A 14125-nucleotide genomic window follows, 5' to 3' on the forward strand; every position below is an offset into this window, starting at 1 on the left:
GATGGATTGTGGCGCTTAATTAATTTTTGATTTTATTAAGTACACCAATATCAATACTTTGAATATTGCGGTAAATCATCACGATAATGGCTAAGCCTACAGCTACTTCTGCAGCAGCCACCGCCATAATGAAGAATACGAAAATCTGTCCAGCAGGATCAGCATAATACGACGAAAATGCAGCTAACAATAAGTTAACAGCATTTAACATAAGCTCAATGGCCATAAACACGATAATCGCATTGCGACGTGTCAAAACACCTAAAATTCCGATACAAAAAAGTGCAGAACTGAATAAAATGTAATGCGTGAGCGGAATCGTACGTAATACTTCTGGAATCGATTGCATAGTTATTAGTTGGAATGCATTTATGCGAGGCAAAAATACGAATTAAACTGAATTTTTATGTCCCTAGCGTTGAAAACCTTGTAATTTAATTTCGGTCAATTTGCGTTTCGTATCCATCGGAAAATCGCCCTTCATCATCCAATCATAGTAGGACGGGTCAGATTTTAAGACGTCTAAAATAGGCCGACCAATGTGCTTACCGAAATTAAACACCGCAACCTGATCTTTGTTATAAACCATGCGATTTGCAAAATCAATCGAGTTCGATGCGCTTAGTTCATGTAATTTGTTGACGTCATTCTGGATTGGGAAATATTCTTTGCCTTCTGCATCCTTCATCGCCGTTGCTGCATAGCGTTTAACTTGTGCGTTTAGTACTTCAAGCGTTGCTAAAACGTCAGCTTCGGCACCATGCGCTCCCACTAATTCTTTGTCACAGTAAAAACGATAGGCTGCCGTTAAATTACGCGGCTCCATCATGTGGAAAATTCGTTGGGCATCCACCAATTTTCTATTTTTCATGTCAAAATCAACTTCCGCACGCAAAAACTCTTCCACGAGCATCGGTACATCAAACCGATTTGAATTAAATCCTGCTAAATCACATCCATCTAAGAAACCAGCTAGCGACTTGGCTACTTGTTTGAAATTGGGCTCTTCTGCCACATCAGCATCATAAATTCCGTGCACCAAAGAGGCCTCTAATGGAATCGGAATACCTGGATTTACTCGACGCGTCTTGATTTCTACTGAGCCATCAATGTTGGCTTTCGCAATCGATATTTCAACAATGCGATCCTTGTTGACTTGTATGCCTGTCGTTTCTAAATCGAAAAACGCTAACGGTTTTTTTAATTGTAATTGATGCTCCATAGCTTATCAGAAATTAATAGCGACAAAGGTAGCTTATTATTACCTTTGTTCGATGAAATTTAGTCCAAAAGCGATTTTTTTTGATTGGGATCATACCCTTTGGGACCATGACCGAAATGCCTCAGAAGTTATCCAGGAATTATTAGCCGAATTAGCGCTTTTGGAATCCATCCCACATAGTCCAAAGGTAGTTTGGCAGGAATTCACCCGAATAAATGATGCTTTGTGGGATGACTACCAGCATGGACGTATCGATCAAAAAACCTTGCGTGAAACTCGATTCGAGCTTTTTTTTGAGGCTTTAGGCATTCGAGGAGACGCCAATTTATTTTCAAATATTTACCTCGAACGAACTCCTCGGAAAAAGCATCTGATTCCAGATGCCTACCAGGTCATTGAAAAACTGGCTGCAAAATACCCGCTTTACGTCTTAACGAATGGCTTTGATGATATCCAACATGTGAAAATTGCTGGAGTAGGAATGTCGCATTTTTTTGAGCGAGTCATCACGTCAGAGCTAGCTGGTTGTAAAAAACCGGCTGCGGAATTTTTTGAATTTGCTCTGAAGGAGGCGAATTGCTTGCCTGCTGAAGTTGTGATGGTCGGAGATCATCCCATCATCGACATACAGGCTGCGGAAGCGTTAGGGATATCAGCCATTCATTTAAATTTTCGCGCGGAAGATGTTCGAACAAAAAATCAAATCAGCCAATTGGCAGAATTACTCCTTTTATTCGAATAAGGATAATTGGTTGTCATTCGATTTGCGATCAAAAATCTTTTTGTCACGAATGAATTTCTTATTTTCCTCCAAGAATGCTTGAAATTGTTCGATTTGGGTATATAATGGACTGAAATCGTATTGATTTAAATAATACGTTTCCTTGTAAACCACTTTGAAATCGGTAATAACATAGTCTAATTGCTCAATACCCAGTTTTTGTAAACCCAATAAGTATAGGTTCTGGTGATTTTTAGCGAATCGACCCGGCTCATAAAACGAAGTACTCTTTAAATCAAAGGCTACATGTTCACCCACGCCATCTACATAGCCATAAATCAACGCATTTTTGTAGCGTGATTCTACATAGTATTGCGTCTTATATTTTTCCGGAATCAATTGACGAGCTTGGTCAATGATGCCTTCCGCAAACAATTCTTCATCTTCTCCCAAAATTACCGCACGCTCAAAATCCATCCCTTTTTGTTGGGCAGTGGTCGTCGGCTTTTTAACCCGATTAATCCGTTCGATCATCTCAATTTCATCCACAATAATTTTGCCTGCTGAATCGCGTGATTGTTGCAGGAATAAGGAAAATGAATTAAGCAGGGTAGGGTATAAACGGTATTGCATGCGTTTGGAATTATCCGATTTGTAGTCGGCTTACAACTTCGCCTTCGATTAAATGTTTTTGAGTTATTTCTTTGACATCATCCAGTTGGACATTACCATAAAAGACCCCTTCTGGGTAAACGACCATGGCTGGCCCTTTGCCGCAAAAATCCAAACAACCCGCACGTTGGATACGAATTTTTTCAGGGCTTCCTGCTTCTGCGTAGGCTGCTTTAAAGGCCTCGACTAATTCCATGCCATGGCCTGAACCGCAACATTTTTTAGGAGCATCTTTGTCGTTTGTACAAATGAATACGTGTTTTTCGAAATGCATATTAAGCAGGATTTAGTTCAAGAACGATAGGACAATGGTCTGAATGCATCGCATCAGGTAAAATATAAGCATTTGCAACGCGAGGTTTTAACGCTTCGCTCGCCATGTGGTAATCGATACGCCAACCGAGGTTTTTCCCACGAGCACCGGCACGATAACTCCACCAAGAATAGGCATGCGCTTGATCGGGATTAATATGTCGGAACGTATCAACGAACCCACTTTGTACAAAAGACTCCATCCATTCGCGCTCCTCTGGCAAGAAACCCGAGCTGTTCGCATTGCCTTTTGGATTATGAATATCGATTGCTCGATGGCAAATGTTGTAATCACCGGAAATAATTAAATGGGGTATTTCTTGACGCAATGCCTGAATATACGCATGGAAATCACTTAACCACTCCATTTTGAATGCTTGTCGTTCATCGCCACTCGACCCCGAGGGCATGTACACACTAATGACTGAGAAGTTGTCAAAATCCAAACGAATCACACGCCCTTCAAAGTCATATTTTTCGATGCCACAGCCGATTTCAATATGCTCAGGTTTTAATTTGCTGAAAATGGCAACGCCAGAATAGCCTTTTTTCTGTGCGGAGTGCCAGTGGACCGTATACCCCAATTGCTCTATTTCATTCGTATCCACTTGTTCGAAATCCGCTTTTAATTCTTGAATGCAAATAATATCAGCTTGCTGTTCGGCGAGCCACTGTGTAAAACCTTTTTGAATAGCAGCGCGAATTCCGTTGACATTATAACTGATGATTTTGATCATGACTTAAAATACTTCTGTTTCGAAATAATGGATGATATGTGCTTTTAAGAGAATGTCTTGTTCTTTCAAGTTAAGCGAAGGAACGGGCGTTACTAAATTCCAATGTGGCCATCCCGCCTCATCGAGTCCTTCCAGTTCATAAAAGCCACTAAAGCTTAACACTTTACACGTGGCAATGTGCATCAAGTCTTGTTTTTCTTCTTTGGTAAAAACGCGATGACCAATCCCCAATTCTTGAACACCTATTAAGAAGAGTATCGACTCTAAATCACTCGGGCGTTTGTTGAATTGTTTTTCGAAAAAATCTAGAACATTTTCCCAGGCGGCTTGAACCAAGCCCGGTTCGAATTCGATCATATCCATTAAGGATGTAGGTTTACTTTGAATTTTGCCGCACCCAATATGGCCTGCTGACCTGCTGGATTATTGCCGATAATTACTAAATCCCCCATAATCACATCCGATGTATATGAGGTTATATTTACTCGGCCAACACCATTAGAAATGCCATTTGCATTGGGTTGCGTGGCCTCATAAAAGTTATTCTTATTTTGAAAATCCCGTAGATTTTTAATTAAATTTCCGATGTTCGTTGATTCTTGATCACCTGGAATAAAATAGGTGCCTACCCCTTTGAAATTCGTAATCTTCGTGTAAACAGTCGCCGAGTCATTTGTACTCGTTGCTGTAATTTCCAGCGTAGCTAATTCATTTTCTTTGGTAATATTGGCCGTTATTTTTTGTGTATTGATTTGAAATGCGGGTTGCTTGTCAAACTCGATAGAACCGGAGAAATAGCCAGATTGCTGAATAGATTCGCTAAATGAGTGCTCTACATTTATTAAAACGACAAAAACAAAGAGTCCTATGTACAATATGCTGATAGGATTACGGAACAACGAAATCATTCCTCTGCTGAGAGGATTTGATAAAACATAGCGCCAAAACCGAAACCTGTCAGTTGTAGACTTGTTCATTTTTTTCGTATTGGGTTGTTGATTTCGTTGAAAATTCAAATGTAAAATTAACACAAACAATCCATTCCTACACAACTTCTAGTCAAATCAATTATTTAAAGGTAAATATATAGGACATGCATTTTTCCAAACGGAGTTTTGTAAATTTGAAAACACTTACGCCTAATCTGGGTTAAGTGTTCGATTTTTATTGTTTTAAATCACAAGATGAAGTCTTTCTCTATTCCAAGTTTATTTAGTAGTTCTTTGATTGGATCCATCAAAGAAAAAAGACGCGTAAACGATAAATTAAAGAAGGATTATCGTCCATCGCATTTCAACTTTGGACCCGTTGAAATCTATTTGTCTAGGCATTTTGGCTTTTGCTATGGAGTAGAGAACGCAGTGGAAACAGCCTATAAAATTATTGATGAGAATCCTGGGAAGAAAATCTATTTGCTTTCTGAAATGATCCACAATCCGGCGGTTAATGCTGATTTATTGGACCGTGGCGTTTCGTTTATTCAGGATACTAAAGGTGGTCAAATTATCCCTTGGGATGCGCTGAAAGCTAGCGACATCGTTATTGTTCCTGCATTTGGAACCACCCTGGAAATTCAAGCCAAATTGGCTTCGATCGGGATTGATACCTATGCCTATGATACGACCTGCCCATTTGTGGAAAAGGTTTGGAATCGCGCAAGTGCTATAGGCCAAAAATCTTATTCTGTCATTGTTCACGGGAAACCGAGTCACGAGGAGACAAAGGCAACTTTTTCACATTCTCAGTCGGTGACACCTACTTTGGTGATAAAAGATCTCCAACAAGCGCAACAGTTGGCATATTACATTCGCAAAGAGAAATCTGCGGAGGATTTTTTTGATGAATTTGAAGGCCAATTTTCCAAAGGATTTAATCCGGAAACGGATTTGGAGCGAATCGGTGTTGTGAATCAAACGACAATGTTAGCGACGGATACACAAGAAATTACGGATTATCTACGGGAGGAAATTGTCACTTTTTATCAGTTAGGTCCCGATCAAGTAACAGAACATTTCGCAGATACGCGTGATACGCTGTGTTATGCAACGAATGATAATCAAAGCGCCACTTATGGATTATTGAAGGCGGACGCTGATTTTGCCATCGTGGCAGGAGGGTATAATTCATCTAACACGGCCCATTTAGTGGATCTTTGTGCTGAGAAATTGCCAACCTATTTTATTAAATCTGCGGACAAATTAATTGGCCCAACGGAGATTTGGCACTATAATAATCGTCGAAAAGAAGAAATTCAAAGCCTTGACTTCATTCCTGCTCAAAGACCTGTTAAAATTCTTTTGACTTGTGGAGCCTCTTGTCCTGATGCGGTGATGGAAGAAATTTTACGCAAACTGGTTTCTTTTTTCCCAGGTGCATCAGATACCGATGAGGTAATTCAAGCTTGGTTAGCTGAAACAGTTTAGTAACTAGTTAAGATTTTGCTAACAGCAGGTAAATAACCTTCGCCAAACAAATTCACGTGCACCATCAAGGGGTACAGATTGTATAGCGGTATACGCTGGTGAAAATCTTTTTCAATCGGGAAAGTGCGATGATAAGCTTCGTAAAACTCCTTTGGAAATCCACCAAACATCGTTGTGAAAGCCAATTCAGCCTCCCGAAGTCCATAATAACAACAAGGGTCTACCAACGTTATTTCTCCTTGCGCATTTACCATTGCGTTTCCCGACCATAAATCACCGTGCAATAATGCGGATGATTCATTTGGAATCAATTGAGGTAATTTCTCGTACAACGCATTGAATTTTTCTTCCATTTCAGCCGAAATTTTTCGGTGATAAATGGCCGTGTCCACTTGTTTTTTCAAGCGATTTTGAATGAAAAATTGCACACCATCGGCTTGCCAGGCGTTCTCTTGTTTCGCTGCACCTAAAAAATTATCATAATCAAGTCCATGACCTTTGCTGGCCTGTTGTTGATGTAAATGGGCTAGTTTGCCACCGAAATCCGACCAGTAATCAGCCGATTTTTCAGCGGATTGAATGCAGTCCATCATCAAATATTCCTTCTCGTCTAAGGTTCCCACACCGAGTACGCTAGGCACGTCGATCGCACCTGTTTTTTGAATCAGTTGAAGATTTTTGGCTTCTGTCTCAAAGAGGCCTTTGTGTTCACCTTGCGTCCACTTGATGAAATATTCAGCTGATCCTGTTTTTACGCGGACCGCAAGATTGAAGTTTCCTCCATAAAAAAACTGAAGGTCATCTATGTTTGTTCCGGCACCAATATGCTGCGTTAATATCGCAGAAATGAATTGATACTGTTCTTGAGATTGTTGGGACATACGGTTCGGGGAAAGCGCAAATTTACGAAATGCGAAGGACTATTTTGCTTTTTTATAAATGGGTACCGTGCTGCAAGGTTCCCCAAAAAAGAGGCTTCTTGCCAGTGGACGCAAGCGATTTGTTAGGCTAACATAAGCATCCAAAGGAACAGACTCTTTGGAGCAACCTTTGATAACAATCTTCGCATCGTCATAAGGAACTAAATCCATATCTTGAATCACTTGTTCGAATAAATGTTTTTCTAAATCTGCTAAACTTCCATAAACAATGGTCGAAGCCTTCCCACTTAATTGCGAGCTAATGAGCATGTAGGCCCAAGTGGGAATGATCGCATCTGCCGTACAGGCAATTGCCACATGTTTACCTTGATATTGTGACCAATCATGTGTTTGAATAAACGTGCGAAAATCTTTTTCACGAAGCGCTAAACCCATAAACAGCTGCGGTGCAATGTCAATAAATACGCGTTCACCTTTCGGACGTAAATCTTCCAAGTCAATTTGGATGAGTCCACTTTGCTTGACTTTGTTAATGATCTCTTCCATGTTTACAATGCTTTGATTTTGGGTTTTGTACCCATGAATTCTTTTAAATAGGCGGGCTCAGTTAACACGAGCGATGCAAATTTTTGGTTTGTAAAAGCACTCGCAGCATTTGCTCCCATAAATTCTGCATGTGGATAGGGGTGGTCTTCTGAAAAGGAAATTTGCGAATTTTCGCAAGCCTCTTTCCATTTTAATGCACCATTTCCAAATGCAATCGTGGGTTGACTCAGCGATTCAAACGAGTTGGATTCCAAAATAATAGGACACGTTTCTGTCATAGGCTCTTTGCTTTGGCCATCAAAAACGGCTGCATAAACTTCCATGCGGCGGGCGTCCAACATAGGTAATAACAAGGTATTTTCAGGCAATCCTGTCCAAGCATTCGCCATAATTTGCAAGGTGTTCATCGTAATTAAGGGAATATCTAATCCAAAGCATAGCCCTTTTGCTGTTGCTAAACCTATCCGTAATCCTGTGTAAGATCCTGGGCCATTGGATACCGCAATGGCATCTAGTTGGTTCATCGAAATTCCAGCATCAGCACAAACCGATTCAATCAAACGAGTTAGTTTTTTCCCATGCCCACCTTCTTCTTGTGTTTCCCGCGTGGCAATTAATTCCCCTACCCGATGAAGAGCAACGGAACACAAAGGTGTGGAGGTTTCTATGCTTAAAATCAAACTCATGGTTTCTCTTTACGACTTAATATACTTGCAAATTTAGCCGGTTTGCCTAACAAATCTACGGCTGCCAAAATGCTCGGATCTTTTCGTGTTGACCAAGTATTTAATCCTTTTTGCAAGTAATAATGCATGATCATTTCCTGTTCAAGCAAGGGTGTGATTTCCTGGGCATGAAGCTTTAGTTCACGTTCCAAATTTGTTTTCCATTGTGCCGCTTGTTTTTGAAGTAGCTCACTAAGTTCAGCGTATTCTGCTTGTTCGCGTGTTGATTCCAATATTTTTTTTACTTGGGTTTCCACAGGTGCCTCGTAATTAAAATTCGATTTGCCTAACCAAGTAGTAAATTTTGCCATAATATCTGCATCCACCGCAAAGTTTTCCGCCGGAGCAATATTGATTCGCGATCCACGATAATCGCTGGCAAACAAAAAGAGCATATCTTTCGTTAATAAGGCCTGAGAAAAGCCAGATAAGGGTTTTTTGTCGGTCAATTGGTCAGGGACAATTCCGCCACCATCGACCACCTTACGGCCATTTTGTGTGTAGAAAATTTTAGCACTAGAATCTTGAAAAGCCTTAGCAGATCCGTCCGCATTTTTATGTTTGTAGTCTAAGGCTTGAATACATCGGCCACTTGGGATATAATATTTGGCTGTGGTAATTTTCATTTTGGTTCGATACGGTAAGTCGCGCGTTACTTGTACGAGACCTTTCCCAAAACTCTTTTGTCCCATAATCACTGCCCGATCATAGTCCTGCAAAACGCCTGCTACAATTTCCGCCGCTGAGGCACTTCGGTTATTGATCAAAACAATTATGGGTGTTTCCGTGTCCACCGCCTGATTGAGCGCCTGGTAACTTTTGTTCCATTCTTCGACTTTTCCACGTGTTTCTACGATTTTTGCTCCTTTGGGAATGAACAAATTGCAAATATCAATGGCTTGTGTTAGCAGACCGCCGGGATTGTTTCGTAAGTCCAAAATCAATTTTTGCATGCCTTGTTTCTTTAACTCAAGCAAGGCTGTTTTGACTTCCTTCGCCGCGGAGGCATTGAAATCTTCAAGTAATATATAACCCACGCCTGGCCGAATGATGGATGCGTTAACCACGTTTTTAATCTGAACTGTTTCGCGTTTAATCGAGAAGGTTTGTGGGGCTGTTTTCCCAACTTGCATGACATCAATATTGACAAAAGAACCGGCACTTCCTTTCATCAGTACGGATGGGTCAGTTTCTGGTGTTTCACCTAATTTCGTTCCATTAATGCTAATAATTTGATCGCCTATCCCCAAACCCGCTTTGTGTGCAGGACTGTTTTCTTCAATGAAACTGATTCGATGACTTTGATTGATGTCAGATAAGATGATGCCAATTCCCTGGTATTTTCCAGTTGTCATCTGAAGAAATTCATCAATCTCACTCTCCGGATAGTAGACGGTATAGGGGTCAAAGCTCTTGAGCAATGCTTCAATGGACGTTTCGATTGACTTTTTTGGGTCAACTTCGTCCACATAATAGGTATTTAGCTCTTTGAAGACGGTTGCGTAGATGTCTAGGTTTTTAGCAATTTCAAAAAAACGATCACCCGGATTTGTGAAGGCAAGGAATAAGCCTGAAATGAGGATTAATCCTAGGAAAGAATGCTTAAATGAACGGGGATTTATTCGCATGGCTGAGGCGTGCTGAGTTCTTTTAAAATGCCAATGACTCTTTTTTCGATTTTCGCATAGGGTTCAATGACAGAACCAATATAGACAAAACCCAAGTAATCTGGTAATTTCTGGAATTCAGGTCCGATAAAATGGGGTTTGTTCAGTCGGTAAGCCTCCCGAATCCGTCTTTTCAATAGATTTCGGTCTACCGCTTTTTTGAATTTGCGCTTGGGAACTGAAATGATTATTTGGGGAGCTTGCAGATTTGCAGCTGAATTGGTCTTATACAAAACTCGAAAAGGATAGACAAAACGTTGTGAAACGTTTGTGCTATCCTTTTGGAATAACGAATCGATTACCTTGATTTGAGTTAATCGTTCGGATTTAGGGAAACTGAAATTCATGGCATAATTACTTATAGGATAAGTAAATGGCCTCAATCAGCTTGAACTAAATTATGGCTTATTTACCTCTTTTTTCGTCAGAAACAGACAACTTATGGCGACCTTTCGCGCGACGTGCTGTTAACACACGACGACCGTTTGCAGTAGACATACGCTCACGGAATCCGTGCTTGTTCTTTCTTTTACGTACTGAGGGTTGGAATGTTCTTTTCATTGCTTTATTAATTAAAATCCGATTTAGAATCGAATTGGGTTTGCAAAGGTACGGAAAAATATATTTTTGTCAAGTCTTCGCATAAAAAAATATTATAATGTTCGAATTAAGCATTGAGAGGGATTTTTATATCTTTGGTTTTTAATCGCATCAATTGAAAGTATCCATCATAACGGTATGTTACAATGCAGCGGCCACCCTCAAGCAAACGATTGAGAGTGTTCTTGCGCAAGATTATCCCAATGTCGAATACTGGGTGATTGATGGTGGATCTAAGGATGGAACAAAGGAGCTATTGGAGTCCTTTGGTTCACAGATCAATTTTATTTCTGAATCAGATAAGGGAATTTACGATGCATTCAATAAAGGCTTGTCTCGCGTTTCCGGCGAAGTCGTGGGCGTAATTGGAGCAGATGATTTTTATCCGAGTAACGATGTAATTAGTCAGGTTGTTCAGTCGTTTGAACAAAACCAAGTGGATGCCGTCTATGGAGATTTGCAATTCATTGATCCTGTTAGCCTAAAAGTCGTCCGACAGTGGAAGGCCGGTGCCTATAAGCGCTCAAGTTGGTTGTTGGGATGGATGCCACCGCATCCTACTTTTTATGTGAAGCGAAAGGTTTACGAGGAGTTTGGTCATTTCAAGACACATTATACCTGTGCAGGGGATTATGAATTCATGTTACGGGTTTTATACAAACATTCGATTTCGGTAGCTTATCTGCCCAAATTATTAATGACGATGCGCACCGGAGGGACGAGTACAGCTTCTTGGAGACATCGCTGGGTCGCGAACCGAGAGGATCGCAAAGCATGGCGAGAGAATGGCTTAAAGCCTTATTTCTTTACCGTTACCTTGAAACCTTTGCGAAAGATTTTCCAACTATTATCATAAAAAAAACCTCTTCGATTGCTCGGAGAGGTTTTCTTTTTGTGTTTGAAACCGAAGGTTAAACTTTGATTTCAACATCAACACCTGATGGTAATTCTAATTTCATCAAAGCATCTACAGTTTTTGCAGAAGAAGAGAAAATGTCAATTAGACGCTTGTACGTACATAATTGGAATTGCTCACGTGCTTTCTTGTTCACGTGTGGTGAACGCAAAACTGTGAATTTCTCAACTTTAGTTGGCAATGGAATTGGACCAGATACAACCGCTCCTGTAGCTTTAACCGCTTTAACGATTTTTTCAGCTGATTTGTCAACCAATGTATGGTCGAACGACTTCAACTTGATGCGAATTTTTTGATTCATCTTGTTTGGTTCATTAGGTGAATACATGTCGAAAGAACCATTGACTCCGCCATGTATGTAATTTTGGTTTGCAAAACTACGCGATAATTATCTGATACACAAGTGCTCACTAGAAATTTTGTCGGCGAATGGCTTCTTGCAAGGCTTTTGCTAGGATTGCTTGATTAGCCAGATAAATCGTCGGGTTTAGTTTCTTCAACTCCTGAACTGCTTCATTTCCATACGTAATTTCGCCTATTTGATAGGCTTGCATGGCAAAAATCAAGTAATAAACCGGTACGCCTTCATTCCATTGAAGTGCTGCCAAAGCGGCATCATATCCCACTTTTTCCTGGTTGTTTTTGTTTAATATGGGCAAGGCTTGTTGGAGTACATCCACCTGAAAAGGCATCTCCCTTAAGGCTTTTTGCGCCTCATGAAGCGTTCTGATTGTTTGAAACGCTTGAGGTTTTAATAAACTCGTTTTCCAAAAATTTAACATATTATGCAGCCCAGTTGCACCTGAGGCCGTATCTTTTTTGATTAATAAGTCGATTTTTTGTAATGCCAGCAGCGGTCTGCCCTGGTGGTAGTCTTGCCAGGCCAACAAAATACTTTGCTCCGGAAAGGCAGCTTCTGCTAAGGGATTTTTAGCCCATTGGCTCAAAGGATATATGGGGGCCTGTTTTTTTGCGTACATCAGGTAATTGTAGACATTGGCCCATTTGCGAAGTTCTATGCCTGGATTTTGGGCGGTGTCTGGCGAAGCTGTTTGAATGGATTTTCCTGATTTTAACGCGATAGCTAAATTGTTCGCTGCAACGGCTGGGTCTGAATCCTTGCTGTTTTCAATCACCGTTTTCGTGCTGAAAAGTATGTTCCCTTGGCTGATGGGGTTGTCGGGGTGTACTTGATATGCTTTTTGGTAATAATAAGTTGCTGAATCAAGACTCTTTAAAGTTTCGAATTGTTTGGCAAGCGAGGTCAAGATTTCCAGTGATTCGGGAAATTGCTGTTGGGCCTTCTGCAACATAAACAAAGCCTCGAAAGCGTGTTCATTTTGCTGATAGATGTTAGCGAGTGATAGGTAGGCTCTTTCGCTGGCATGCTTTTGTAAACTCGTTGCTAAATAGTATGCCGCAGATTCATGATCATTCACTTGTAATGCCAAAGCTGCCAAACTCAAATTGCTTTTTGCGTTTAATTTGCTGTGCAGCATGGCTTGTTGGTAGGCAAATTCCGCCGATTTTCGGTTTCCCGTAAACTTGGCTAAGTCTCCACGTTCATTGTAGAATGCCGCTTGAAACTGGTGAATCACACTCGCATTTTTGGCATACACCCAAGCAGAACCTAAGATGAAAACGCCAAGATACATTAAGCGTAAATCCACATGCGGAGCTTTGTGGATGATTTTGTATACTGGCAAGTTTTGCTGAATCGGGGTTCTAAAATTGCTGATTATGAAAAGCGGAAACAATGCAAACATCACACTTTGGCAAATAAGGTACCAGTGTATAAATGCCTGGATGCCTGGATCGTTTCCCATTGAGAAAAAAAACAAAAGTGTCATGAGACTTAGTAGGCTAATTCCCCAGCGGAGTTGGGAATTCATTTGGCCCGTTTGGAATGCATAGGCAAACCAGGCAATATGGCTGAATAGCAAGCCTGGAATGGCAAAATGCAGGTCCCAAGCCAGGATTTCATTTCCATACGTCAGTAATAAATTGAGTATGAAGAGGCCAAATAGTATGAGCCAGTTTCTTTTTCCTTGTTCGAATGAGGTGCTGAAACCTAATTGAAAAAGTAGTCGGGGGATAGCTGCGGAGATAAACACGGTACACGCGATAAGACTGATAATGCCCAAACCATGGATTTGGTCGAGGATAATCAGGCTGATTTCAGTTGCCGATTGATGTCTGTTTGTTACATATATGAACGTTAACCAAATTAGGAAGCCGCCGATGAAATAGTTTCTGGGAATCTGCACCCATTTTTTGAAACCGATTAGAAGAATGAAGATGGCGATGATGGATGTTCCGGTGTAGAGATAGATAGGCCAAAGACTTTGGTCTTCAGCACCCGTCAAAAAAGATTGTCGGACGAAATAAATAAGTCCTTCCAATTTTGTGCTTCCGTTGCTATCAATCACTGCTCTATCTGGAATAATTTCACTTATAGTGTGTAGGCTAATGGGAGAATAAGGGAAAAACAACCACAATGCGATACTTGTCAGGCATATTAGGCCAATGAAAGCAGGAAAGGCAAAAGGCGTTTTGGGCATCAAGTCGTCATTTTTTTGAAAAGCCAATTTCTGCATAAACTTTAATTCATTCAAAGATTTGGGCTGATTTTGTTAAAAAAAAGGAGAAAAATACAATCTGCGTTTTTGTTTATTGGAAATTCCGAACTAATTTTGCAGTCCG

Annotated in this window: 18 protein-coding genes; 3 read left to right on the forward strand and 15 right to left on the reverse strand. The window is 40.6% G+C overall.

Translation table 11 applies throughout. The features are described from left to right. Positions 1–19 precede the first annotated feature (19 nt). Both nuoK and SKC38_RS02460 read right to left on the reverse strand, forming a co-directional pair. Positions 20–349 (reverse strand): NADH-quinone oxidoreductase subunit NuoK, encoded by a 330-nt coding sequence (gene nuoK, locus SKC38_RS02455; RefSeq protein WP_377974778.1) that lies wholly within the window; start codon positions 347–349, stop codon positions 20–22. Between the two features lie 63 nt (positions 350–412). Beyond that, on the reverse strand, positions 413–1222 hold the full coding sequence (locus SKC38_RS02460; protein ID WP_377974780.1) for an exonuclease domain-containing protein: 810 nt from the start codon (positions 1220–1222) through the stop codon (positions 413–415). Positions 1223–1274: 52 nt separating this feature from the next. On the opposite strand from SKC38_RS02460, the gene SKC38_RS02465 reads away from it, so the two are divergent. Next, a complete protein-coding gene (locus SKC38_RS02465; protein ID WP_377974782.1) occupies positions 1275–1964 on the forward strand; it encodes a YjjG family noncanonical pyrimidine nucleotidase in 690 nt (229 codons plus the stop codon). Here SKC38_RS02465 and SKC38_RS02470 read toward each other — a convergent pair. From SKC38_RS02470 to SKC38_RS02490, 5 genes are read right to left on the reverse strand one after another with little or no spacing between them, the layout of a single operon-like run. Then, on the reverse strand, positions 1953–2576 hold the full coding sequence (locus tag SKC38_RS02470; RefSeq protein ID WP_377974784.1) for a hypothetical protein: 624 nt from the start codon (positions 2574–2576) through the stop codon (positions 1953–1955). The genes SKC38_RS02465 and SKC38_RS02470 overlap by 12 nt on opposite strands. Positions 2577–2586: 10 nt before the next feature. Then, a complete protein-coding gene (locus SKC38_RS02475; protein ID WP_377974785.1) occupies positions 2587–2889 on the reverse strand; it encodes a (2Fe-2S) ferredoxin domain-containing protein in 303 nt (100 codons plus the stop codon). A 1-nt stretch (position 2890) separates the two neighbouring features. Continuing rightward, positions 2891–3661, reverse strand: coding sequence for an exodeoxyribonuclease III (locus tag SKC38_RS02480; protein WP_377974872.1), 771 nt, complete (start codon positions 3659–3661; stop codon positions 2891–2893). Positions 3662–3667: 6 nt separating this feature from the next. Beyond that, positions 3668–4027, reverse strand: a complete 360-nt coding sequence (locus SKC38_RS02485; protein WP_377974787.1) for a hypothetical protein — start codon at positions 4025–4027, stop codon at positions 3668–3670. After that, the gene (locus tag SKC38_RS02490) at positions 4027–4572 is read right to left on the reverse strand and encodes a hypothetical protein (RefSeq protein ID WP_377974788.1); all 546 of its coding nucleotides are present in this window, start codon (positions 4570–4572) and stop codon (positions 4027–4029) included. Before SKC38_RS02490 ends, SKC38_RS02485 begins: the two co-directional genes overlap by 1 nt. Before the next feature lie 276 nt (positions 4573–4848). Here SKC38_RS02490 and SKC38_RS02495 point away from each other — a divergent pair, with 276 nt between their 5' ends. Further along, positions 4849–6087, forward strand: a complete 1239-nt coding sequence (locus SKC38_RS02495; RefSeq protein WP_377974790.1) for a 4-hydroxy-3-methylbut-2-enyl diphosphate reductase — start codon at positions 4849–4851, stop codon at positions 6085–6087. Here SKC38_RS02495 and SKC38_RS02500 read toward each other — a convergent pair. Genes SKC38_RS02500 through rpmH form a run of 6 tightly spaced genes read right to left on the reverse strand, consistent with a single transcriptional unit; the run spans position 6084 to position 10467 of the window. Next, entirely contained in the window at positions 6084–6968 is an 885-nt protein-coding gene (locus tag SKC38_RS02500) for a fructosamine kinase family protein (RefSeq protein ID WP_377974792.1), read from the reverse strand. The two genes, SKC38_RS02495 and SKC38_RS02500, sit on opposite strands and share 4 nt — an antisense overlap. Positions 6969–7007: 39 nt before the next feature. Then, positions 7008–7514, reverse strand: coding sequence for a DUF2480 family protein (locus SKC38_RS02505; protein WP_377974793.1), 507 nt, complete (start codon positions 7512–7514; stop codon positions 7008–7010). Positions 7515–7516: 2 nt separating this feature from the next. Next, positions 7517–8200 (reverse strand): tRNA (adenosine(37)-N6)-threonylcarbamoyltransferase complex dimerization subunit type 1 TsaB, encoded by a 684-nt coding sequence (tsaB, locus tag SKC38_RS02510; RefSeq protein WP_377974795.1) that lies wholly within the window; start codon positions 8198–8200, stop codon positions 7517–7519. Then, positions 8197–9867, reverse strand: coding sequence for a S41 family peptidase (locus tag SKC38_RS02515; RefSeq protein ID WP_377974797.1), 1671 nt, complete (start codon positions 9865–9867; stop codon positions 8197–8199). The genes tsaB and SKC38_RS02515 overlap by 4 nt, the downstream gene beginning before the upstream one ends. Beyond that, positions 9858–10253, reverse strand: a complete 396-nt coding sequence (locus tag SKC38_RS02520) for a ribonuclease P protein component (protein WP_377974799.1) — start codon at positions 10251–10253, stop codon at positions 9858–9860. The genes SKC38_RS02515 and SKC38_RS02520 overlap by 10 nt, the downstream gene beginning before the upstream one ends. A gap of 58 nt (positions 10254–10311) precedes the next feature. After that, entirely contained in the window at positions 10312–10467 is a 156-nt protein-coding gene (rpmH, locus tag SKC38_RS02525; RefSeq protein WP_127802947.1) for a 50S ribosomal protein L34, read from the reverse strand. 154 nt (positions 10468–10621) lie between these two features. On the opposite strand from rpmH, the gene SKC38_RS02530 reads away from it, so the two are divergent. Further along, entirely contained in the window at positions 10622–11362 is a 741-nt protein-coding gene (locus SKC38_RS02530; protein WP_377974801.1) for a glycosyltransferase family 2 protein, read from the forward strand. A 55-nt stretch (positions 11363–11417) separates the two neighbouring features. Here SKC38_RS02530 and rpsJ read toward each other — a convergent pair whose 3' ends face one another. Both rpsJ and SKC38_RS02540 read right to left on the reverse strand, forming a co-directional pair. Continuing rightward, positions 11418–11723: a 30S ribosomal protein S10 gene (gene rpsJ, locus SKC38_RS02535; protein WP_315575090.1), complete on the reverse strand. Its 306-nt coding sequence runs from the start codon at positions 11721–11723 to the stop codon at positions 11418–11420. 109 nt (positions 11724–11832) lie between these two features. Continuing rightward, positions 11833–14019, reverse strand: coding sequence for a tetratricopeptide repeat protein (locus tag SKC38_RS02540; protein ID WP_377974803.1), 2187 nt, complete (start codon positions 14017–14019; stop codon positions 11833–11835). Between the last annotated feature and the right edge of the window lie 106 nt (positions 14020–14125).

Origin of the sequence: Aquirufa echingensis, assembly GCF_042714525.1 — a bacterium.
In the GTDB taxonomy this organism is placed as follows: Bacteria; Bacteroidota; Bacteroidia; order Cytophagales; family Spirosomataceae; genus Aquirufa; species Aquirufa echingensis.

Bases quoted from the DNA above. Each gene is read 5' to 3' on its own strand.
- nuoK (WP_377974778.1), bottom strand. From the start codon at position 349: ATGCAATCGATTCCAGAAGTATTACGTACGATTCCGCTCACGCATTAC.
- SKC38_RS02460 (WP_377974780.1), bottom strand. From the start codon at position 1,222: ATGGAGCATCAATTACAATTAAAAAAACCGTTAGCGTTTTTCGATTTA.
- SKC38_RS02465 (WP_377974782.1), top strand. From the start codon at position 1,275: ATGAAATTTAGTCCAAAAGCGATTTTTTTTGATTGGGATCATACCCTT.
- SKC38_RS02470 (WP_377974784.1), bottom strand. From the start codon at position 2,576: ATGCAATACCGTTTATACCCTACCCTGCTTAATTCATTTTCCTTATTC.
- SKC38_RS02475 (WP_377974785.1), bottom strand. From the start codon at position 2,889: ATGCATTTCGAAAAACACGTATTCATTTGTACAAACGACAAAGATGCT.
- SKC38_RS02485 (WP_377974787.1), bottom strand. From the start codon at position 4,027: ATGGATATGATCGAATTCGAACCGGGCTTGGTTCAAGCCGCCTGGGAA.
- SKC38_RS02490 (WP_377974788.1), bottom strand. From the start codon at position 4,572: ATGATTTCGTTGTTCCGTAATCCTATCAGCATATTGTACATAGGACTC.
- SKC38_RS02495 (WP_377974790.1), top strand. From the start codon at position 4,849: ATGAAGTCTTTCTCTATTCCAAGTTTATTTAGTAGTTCTTTGATTGGA.
- SKC38_RS02500 (WP_377974792.1), bottom strand. From the start codon at position 6,968: ATGTCCCAACAATCTCAAGAACAGTATCAATTCATTTCTGCGATATTA.
- SKC38_RS02505 (WP_377974793.1), bottom strand. From the start codon at position 7,514: ATGGAAGAGATCATTAACAAAGTCAAGCAAAGTGGACTCATCCAAATT.
- tsaB (WP_377974795.1), bottom strand. From the start codon at position 8,200: ATGAGTTTGATTTTAAGCATAGAAACCTCCACACCTTTGTGTTCCGTT.
- SKC38_RS02515 (WP_377974797.1), bottom strand. From the start codon at position 9,867: ATGCGAATAAATCCCCGTTCATTTAAGCATTCTTTCCTAGGATTAATC.
- SKC38_RS02520 (WP_377974799.1), bottom strand. From the start codon at position 10,253: ATGAATTTCAGTTTCCCTAAATCCGAACGATTAACTCAAATCAAGGTA.
- rpmH (WP_127802947.1), bottom strand. From the start codon at position 10,467: ATGAAAAGAACATTCCAACCCTCAGTACGTAAAAGAAAGAACAAGCAC.
- rpsJ (WP_315575090.1), bottom strand. From the start codon at position 11,723: ATGAATCAAAAAATTCGCATCAAGTTGAAGTCGTTCGACCATACATTG.
- SKC38_RS02540 (WP_377974803.1), bottom strand. From the start codon at position 14,019: ATGCAGAAATTGGCTTTTCAAAAAAATGACGACTTGATGCCCAAAACG.